Genomic DNA, 7,991 nt, shown 5'->3' with positions numbered 1-7,991 from the left:
GCAGCACCCCCGCCCCCGTACGGAACGCCAGCGCGTACCCCTCGGTCAGCGCCTCCGGCGTGCCGCCACCGCCGCCCGCCGCACGCGCCGTACGGGCCGCCGCGATCGTCGACATCACGGCGAGTCCCAGCGAACCCCCCATCGTGCGCGAGGTGTTGATCAGCCCGGAGACCAGCCCGGCCTCCCCCGGCGCGGCCCCGGCCGTGGCGAGCGCGGCGAGCGGTGTGGCCGTCAGACCCGCACCCAGCATCATCAGGATTCCTGGGAACATGATCTCGGTCAGGTAGTCGCCCCGCGCGGTCATCAGGGACTGCCAGCCGAAGCCCACCGCCGCGAGCAGTGTCCCGATGACGGCCACGTTGCGCGCGCCGAGCACCGGCATGAAGCGGGGTGCCGACTTGGAGCCGAGGAGGACCGCCAGCGAACTCGGCACCAGGGCGAGCCCCGCCTCCAGCGGGGTGTACCCGAGCACGTTCTGCGCGTACAAGGTCATGAAGAACCACATGCAGAACATCGCGGCGCCGGACAGGAACATCGCCGCGTTCGCCGACGACACCGCCCGCGCCCGGAACAGTCCGAGCGGCATCAGCGGAGCAGCCGTACGCGCTTCGACGACGAGGAAGAGCGCGATGAGCGCGAGTCCGGCGGCCAGCGGCACCAGGGTGCCCGGCGCCGTCCAGCCCTCGGCCTCGGTCTGCGAGATGCCGTATGCCAGGACGCCGAGCCCCGCCGTGACCAGGACGGCGCCGGGCAGGTCGAGCCGTCGCCGGTCTCCGGCGCGGCTCTCCGGGAGCCGGCGCAGGGAGCTGAGGAGGACGACCGCGCCGACGGGCACGTTGATGAGGAGTACCCACCGCCAGGACAGGGTGTCCACGAGGACCCCGCCGACGAGTCCGCCCGCCGCCCCTCCTCCGGCACCGACGGCCGTCCAGGTGGCGATGGCCCGGGCGCGGGCCGCGCCCTCCGCGACCGCCGAGGTGACGATGGTGAGTGTCGAGGGTGCCAGCACGGCGGCCCCCAGCCCCTGGACGGCCCGGGCGAGCAGCAGCTGCCAGCCGTCCTGGGCCAGTCCGCCGCACAGCGAGGCCAGGGTGAACAGCGCGAGCCCGACCAGGAACATCCGCTTGCGGCCGTAGAGGTCTCCGGCCCGTCCGCCGAGGAGCATGAACCCGGCGAAGGCGATGGCGTACGCGTTGACGACCCACTGGAGCCCGGGCGCGCTCATCCCGAGGTCGGTCCGCATCGACGGCAGTGCCACGTTGACGACGGAGACGTCGAGCACGACGAGGAACTGCCCGGCGCACGCGAGGGCCACGACCAGCCAGGCGGGCGGTGCGGCGCCGCGGGGGAACAGGCGGGATATTCGGGAGACGTCAGCGGCTCGGGGCATGGTGGTCATCCTCTCAACCGGCCCGTGCCCCTTGCATCGGCATTTCGCCCGGGTCGCGGGACGGCCGTAGGTCCTAGACCACAGCCCCCGTAGGACCTACACCACAGGACCTACACCGCCCGCAGCAAGGTGACCACGGCGGCCCCGCCCAGCCCGATGTTGTGCGCGAGTCCCACCTCGGCGCCCGGCACCTGCCGCTCCCCCGCCGTCCCTCTCAACTGCCACACCAGTTCGGCGACTTGGGCGATCCCGGTGGCTCCCAGCGGGTGCCCCTTGGAGATCAGCCCGCCGGACGGGTTCACCACCCACCGCCCGCCGTAGGTCGTCCCCCCGGACTCGACGAGCTTCCCGGACTCCCCGGGCTCGCACATGCCGAGCGCCTCGTACGTCAGCAGCTCGTTGACCGAGAAGCAGTCGTGGAGTTCTACGACGTCCACGTCGTCAATGCCGAGTCCGGACCGTTCGTAGACCTGGCGGGCGGCGGCCCGGGACATGGGTTGGCCGACGACGTCGATGCACGAGCCGGAGGCGAAGGAGTCCTCGGTGTCGGTGGTCATCGCCTGGGCGACGATCTCGACCAGCGAGCCCGCACCCGTACCCCCACCCGCACCCAACTCCCGCCGCTCCGCGAAGCGTTCGGAGACCACGACGGCCGCCGCGGCGCCGTCCGAGGTCGGTGAGCACTGGAGTTTCGTGAGTGGGTGGTGGACGACGCGCGCCGCGAGGATGTCGTCGACGTCGTAGACGTCCTGGAACTGGGCGTACGGGTTGTGGGCGGAGTGCCGGTGGTTCTTGGCGGCGACGGCGGCGAGCTGTGCCTCGGTGGTGCCGTACTTCTCCATGTGTTCGCGGGCCGCGTCGCCGAAGATCTGGGCGGTGGGCGGGGTCATCTCGAAGCCGTGGCGGGTGGCCATGACGCCGTAGTGCCGGGCGACGGGGGAGGTGGAGAAGTCGCCGCCATCCGCTCCCCCGCCCAGCGAGCCTCGCTTCATCTTCTCGAAGCCGAGGGCCAGCACGCAGTCGGCAGCGCCGCCCTCGACGAGCTGCCGGGCCAGCATCAGGGCGGTCGAGCCGGTGGCGCAGTTGTTGTTGACGTTGTAGACGGGGATGCCGGTGAGACCTAGTTCATAGGCGGCGCGCTGGCCGGCGGTCGAGGGCTGGAAGCAGTAGCCGACGGGAACCTGTTCTACGTCGGCGTAGGAGATCCCGGCGTCCGCGAGGGCGGCGTTCCCCGCCTCGCGGACCATGTCCCAGTACTGCCACTCCCGGGTCTCTGGCTTTTCGAACCTCGTCATCCCGACGCCTGCGACATAGGCCTTCATGGCGGGCGAGATTAGAACACGTTCCAGTGAATGACCAGACCTGACGGCGGGTCAGATATTCATGGGCCGGTCAAGGATTCGTTAGTACGCCGAAGCATCGGAATAGTTGCCCGTGCATACGAGGTTTACCGTGCACTTATCCGCACGGATCAATACGGATCAATCGGCTCCCCCCTCTCAGGCCTGGAGGCCTCACTCAATGACGCACACGTCGACCGACCAGCCCGCACGGAGGCCGTCCGGCGCCGTCGTGCCGGTGCTCGCCTTCGCGGGCATCGTTGTCGCGGTGATGCAGACCCTGCTCGTCCCGGTCATCAAGGACCTGCCGCAGCTGCTGAGCACCGAGCCCAGCAACGCCACCTGGGTCCTGACCTCGACCCTCCTCTCCGGAGCCGTCGCCACGCCGATCATGGGCCGCCTCGGCGACCTCTACGGCAAGCGCCGGATGCTGATCACCAGCCTGTCGATCATGGTCGTTGGAGCGCTGGTCAGCGCCCTCACCAGCGACCTGCTCACGATGATCGCGGGCCGCACGCTCCAGGGCTTCGCGATGGGTGCGATACCGCTGGGTATCGGCCTGATGCGCGACATGCTGCCCCGCGAGAAGCTCGGCTCGGCGATGGCCCTGATGAGTTCCTCGATCGGCGTCGGCGGCGGCCTCGCGCTGCCGCTCGCGGCCCTGGTCGCGCAGCACGCCGACTGGCACGCCCTGTTCTACGGCGCCGCCGGCCTCGGTGTCCTCGCGATCGGCCTCACCCTCCTCGTCGTACCGGAGTCCCCGATGCGCGCGCAGGGCACCTTCGACGTGCTCGGCGCGATCGGTCTCTCCGCCGGTCTCGTCCTCTTCCTCCTGCCCATCACGAAGGGCAGCGACTGGGGCTGGACCTCCGGCACCACGCTCGGCCTGTTCGCCGCGGCCGCCGCCGTCCTGCTCCTGTGGGGCGTGATGGAGCTGCGCCTGAAGGCCCCGCTGGTCGACCTGCGCACCACGGCCCGCCCGGCGGTCCTCTTCACCAACCTCGCCTCGATCATGGTCGGCGTCTCCTTCTACGTCGTCTCCCTCGTCCTGCCCCAGCTCCTCCAGCTGCCCAAGGCCACCGGTTACGGCCTCGGCCAGTCGATGGTCACCGCCGGTCTGCTGGTCGCGCCGCTCGGCCTGACGATGATGTTCACGGCCCCCGTCTACGCTCGTCTCTCGGCGAAGTACGGCCCCAAGGTCACCCTGATCCTCGGCATGCTGATCATCGGCATCGGCTACGGCGCCGGCCTCGGCCTGATGAGTGCGGCCTGGCAGTCCCTTGTCATCGCCGTCGTCCTCGGTGCGGGGATCGGGCTCGCGTACTCGTCGCTTCCCGCGTTGATCGTGGGGGCGGTGCCGGCGTCCGAGACCGGTGCGGCGAACGGGCTCAACACCCTTATGCGGTCCATCGGTACGTCCGTCTCCAGTGCGGTGATCGGGATGGTGCTGGCGAACACCGCGAACCATGTGAACGGGGTTGCCATCCCGACCATGCACGGGTTCCACGTGTCGTTCCTGATCGCGACCGGTGCGGTTGCCGTTGGCCTGCTGATGGCGCTGTTCCTTCCCAAGCCGAATCGGGCTCCGCAGTTGAACTTCAGCAGCGAGGAGGAGGCCAACCTTGAGTTGGCCGAGGAGGTTCTGCGGGGGTTCCGGGGGCGTGTTCTGGGCGCCGACGGTTCGCCTGTTGCCCGGGCGAAGGTCACGTTGATTGATCGGCGGGGGCGGCAGGCCGGGGCGACGCTCTCCGAGGAGGACGGGAGTTACGTGCTCGCTGTGCCGTCTCAGGGGGCGTATGTGCTGGCGGCGCGGGCTGCGGGGCACGGTCCGTTGGCCTCGTCTGCGACGCACGCGGGGGACTCCGTCGCGGTTGACCTGGATCTTTCGTTGCCCGGCGAGACCGTTAGCGCGTAGTCGGTCGTTCGTCGTCTGCGGGTGCGTGGGGGCTGGTCGCGCAGTTCCTCGCGCCCCTAAAACGCCGCTGTACCCCCGTCGGGTTGTTCGGCGGGGGGGCGCGCCCGCGCGGCGGAGCCGCAAATCGACACAGCCCCGCGCCCCTAAAAGCCGTAGCCTGGCCGCGCCCACAAGTCGCCAGTACTGAAGGAACCGACATGCCCCTGGCACCCAAGCCCGAGATCCTCGCCGCGTTCGAGGCAGCCAAGGGGTTCATGCCGGCCGGTGAGGGACTGGCTCTCTACGCCGCCGCCGTAGAAGCCGGAAGCCTCGGCCTCCCCCTTCTCGAAGTCGGGACGTACTGCGGACGCTCGACGATCCTTCTCGCCGACGCCGCCCGCGAGGCCGGCGTCACCGCGCTCACCCTTGACCATCACCGGGGTAGCGAGGAGCAGCAGCCGGGGTGGGAGTATCACGACCCGGAGACCGTCGACCCGGAGATCGGGCTGATGGATACCCTGCCCACCTTCCGGCGGACCCTGCACAAGGCCGGGCTGGAGGAGCACGTGGTCGCCCTCGTCGGGCGGTCGCCGCAGGTTTCGCGGATCTGGGGCAGCCCCCTCGGCCTCGTCTTCATCGACGGTGGGCACACCGACGAGCACGCGAACGGGGACTACGAGGGCTGGGCGCCCCATGTCGCCGAGGGCGGGCTGCTCGTCATCCATGACGTGTTCCCGGAACCGGAGGACGAGTTCACCGGGCAGGCCCCGTACCGGGTGTATCTCCGCGCACTGGAGTCCGGCGCGTTCACGGAGGTCTCGGCGACGGACTCCCTGCGTGTCCTACGGCGCACCGGTACCGGTATCTGAGGTCAACTCGGCAGCCTGGCCAGCCAGTTGAGCAGGTGCTGGTTGACCTCCGCCGGGCGCTCCTGCTGGATCCAGTGGCCGCAGCCCTCCAGGATGTGCGAGCCGCGCAGGCCGGGCAGGGTCACCGGGTACGCGGCGATCGCGTCGGACAGCCAGGTGGTGGACGCGTCCAGGGAGCCGCCCAGGAACAGGGACGGCTGGGTGATGGGTGCGCCGTCGTAGGCCACCAGGTCCTCCCAGTCGCGGTCCATGGTGCGGTAGCGGTTCAGGGCGGTCGTCAGGCCCGTGCGTTCGAACTCCCCCGCGTAGACGTCCAGTTCGTCCGCACCCAGCCAGGCGGGCGGCTCCGTCGGGAAGCGGTCGCGCAGGGTGCCGCCGTCCCTGCTCACGAAGTGCGGGTCGGGGGCGCCGGGTCGGGGCATCGTGTCAGCCGACAACGCGCCGTAGAAACCTGCCAGCCAGCCCCGCACGTCCGGTTCGATCTCTGCCTCCGCCCGGCCCGGCTCCTGGAAGTACGAGACGTAGAACTCCTCGTCCCCGCCCATCCCCGCGAAGATCTCGCTGGGGCGCGGGCCCCCGCGGGGCGCGTAAGGGACGCTCAACAGGCCTACGGCTCGGAAGACGTCCGGCCTGAGGAGGGCGGAGTGGGCCGCGATGCCCGCGCCCCAGTCGTGGCCGACGATCACCGCCGACTGCTCGCCGAGCGCCTGCACGACGGCCACGGCGTCGTCGACCAGGTCGAGCATCCGGTACGCCGACACGTCGTCGGGGCGTGAGGAGCGGCCGTAGCCGCGTACGTCGACGGCGACCGCGCGATAGCCCGCCGCGGCCAGCGCCGGGAGCTGGTGGCGCCACGAGTACCAGGACTCCGGGAAGCCGTGGACCAGGAGGACCAGGGGGCCGGTGCCCTGTTCCACGAGGTGGACGCGGCCTGCGGCGGTGGGGACGAGTCGGTGCGTGACGTCCTTGACCATGGTCATGAGTCCTCCGGGACGGGGGCTGGTCCTTCGATCGTCCGTCGGGGGCGCGACGGCGCGCGACTCCTGTTGCCGGTTCAGCAAACCCGCCCATAGAGGCAGCTAGGGTGGCTTCCGTGTCGTACGTAGGTCCGGACTTCGATCCTCCGCAACCCCGCCGCCCCCGCCGAGGGCCCCTGACCGTGGCGCTGGCCGCGCTGGTCCCGGGGGCGCTGATCGGGTGGTTCGTGTACGAGGCCGTCGGCGGCCCGGGCGACAGCTCGGGCAACGCGTCCTCCGCCTCTGCCGCCTCGTCCAGCGCACCCGTGTCCCCTACGGGCACCGCGTCCAACGACGACAAGCCGCCGGGGCCAAGCCCCTTGAAGGGCAAGGTCGTTGTCATCGACCCGGGGCACAACGTCACCAACTTCCAGCACAGCGCCGAGATCAACCGCAAGGTGGACATCGGCACGAACTGGAAGGAGTGCGACACGACCGGGACGTCGACCAACGCGGGTTATACGGAAGCCCAGTTCACGATGGACGTGTCCCACCGGCTGAAGGCGATCCTCGAAAAGCAGGGCGTCACGGTGAAGTTGACGCACGACGGTGACTCGCCGTCCTGGGGGCCGTGCGTCGACCAGCGGGCCAGGATCGGGAACGACGCGCACGCGGACGCCGCGATCTCCATCCACGCCGATGGCGCACCGGTCGGCGACCGGGGTTTCCATGTGATCCTGCCGGGCTCCGTGCACGCGGGCGGCGCCGACACCCGCGCCATCGTCGGCCCCTCGGCCACCCTCGGGAAGGGCATCGCGGGCGACTACCGTCGCGCGACGGGCGAACAGTTCTCCAATTACATCGGCGAAGGCACCGGTCTCGTCACGCGTAAGGACCTGGGCGGTCTCAATCTGTCAACGGTTCCCAAGGTGTTCATCGAGTGCGGCAACATGCGCGATAGCAAGGATGCTGCACTGCTGACGAACGGCGCCTGGCGACAGAAGGCGGCGCAGGGGATCTCTGAGGGAATCGTGAGTTTCCTGCGCGGGTAGCGATCAGTGGGCTGATCCGAGCGGACACCCCGACAGGGTGGACGATAGGGTCAACCGACGACGAGACGACCTACGAAGGACCTGAAGTGAATATCCGCTCCCTCACACGAGGCGACGGCGTGGTGATCGGAGCAGCGGTATTGCTCTTCATCGCGTCGTTCCTCAAGTTCTACACGGCCAACGGGTTCGACCTGAACGTAACCGCGTGGACGAGCCTCGGTAACGGCCTCGGCACCTACATGGGCGGCGTCATCGGTGCCGCTCTCATCGTCGTCAACCGTTGTCTGCCGCAGCCGCGCAAGATCGTGGGCCTGGACCTCGGGACAGTCGGCGTGGCGTTCACGGTTCTCACCGCATGGGCCCTGTTCTGGACGCTCGTGGACGTCGGCGACAACGTCAGCGCCGGCGCCGGCCTCATCCTCGGCTTCATCGCCGCCCTCGTCATGGCCGGCGGCGCCATCGCCACCCCTCTCGTCCCCGCCCTCCAGGC

At 69.9% G+C, this 7,991-nt stretch carries 7 protein-coding genes; 4 read left to right on the top strand and 3 right to left on the bottom strand.

What is annotated here, in order from left to right:
• Both AC31A1_RS41755 and AC31A1_RS41750 read right to left on the bottom strand, forming a co-directional pair.
• Positions 1-1,399 (bottom strand): DHA2 family efflux MFS transporter permease subunit (locus tag AC31A1_RS41755; protein ID WP_489658306.1); only part of this gene is annotated, 1,399 nt, incomplete at its 3' end.
• Between the two features lie 101 nt (positions 1,400-1,500).
• Entirely contained in the window at positions 1,501-2,712 is a 1,212-nt protein-coding gene (locus AC31A1_RS41750) for a lipid-transfer protein (RefSeq protein WP_489658305.1), read from the bottom strand.
• 199 nt (positions 2,713-2,911) lie between these two features.
• On the opposite strand from AC31A1_RS41750, the gene AC31A1_RS41745 reads away from it, so the two are divergent.
• Both AC31A1_RS41745 and AC31A1_RS41740 read left to right on the top strand, forming a co-directional pair.
• A complete protein-coding gene (locus AC31A1_RS41745; RefSeq protein ID WP_489658304.1) occupies positions 2,912-4,645 on the top strand; it encodes an MFS transporter in 1,734 nt (577 codons plus the stop codon).
• A gap of 197 nt (positions 4,646-4,842) precedes the next feature.
• A complete protein-coding gene (locus AC31A1_RS41740; protein ID WP_489658303.1) occupies positions 4,843-5,493 on the top strand; it encodes a class I SAM-dependent methyltransferase in 651 nt (216 codons plus the stop codon).
• 2 nt (positions 5,494-5,495) lie between these two features.
• Here AC31A1_RS41740 and AC31A1_RS41735 read toward each other — a convergent pair whose 3' ends face one another.
• The gene (locus AC31A1_RS41735) at positions 5,496-6,473 is read right to left on the bottom strand and encodes an alpha/beta fold hydrolase (RefSeq protein ID WP_489658302.1); all 978 of its coding nucleotides are present in this window, start codon (positions 6,471-6,473) and stop codon (positions 5,496-5,498) included.
• Positions 6,474-6,586: 113 nt separating this feature from the next.
• Here AC31A1_RS41735 and AC31A1_RS41730 point away from each other — a divergent pair, with 113 nt between their 5' ends.
• On the top strand, positions 6,587-7,501 hold the full coding sequence (locus tag AC31A1_RS41730; protein ID WP_489658301.1) for an N-acetylmuramoyl-L-alanine amidase: 915 nt from the start codon (positions 6,587-6,589) through the stop codon (positions 7,499-7,501).
• A gap of 86 nt (positions 7,502-7,587) precedes the next feature.
• Positions 7,588-7,991 (top strand): DUF5336 domain-containing protein (locus AC31A1_RS41725; RefSeq protein WP_489658300.1); only part of this gene is annotated, 404 nt, incomplete at its 3' end.

This window comes from Streptomyces sp. P5F9, from assembly GCF_057961495.1.
Note: the sequence above shows the minus strand (reverse complement) of the source record. Positions and strands in the feature narration are given on the sequence as shown.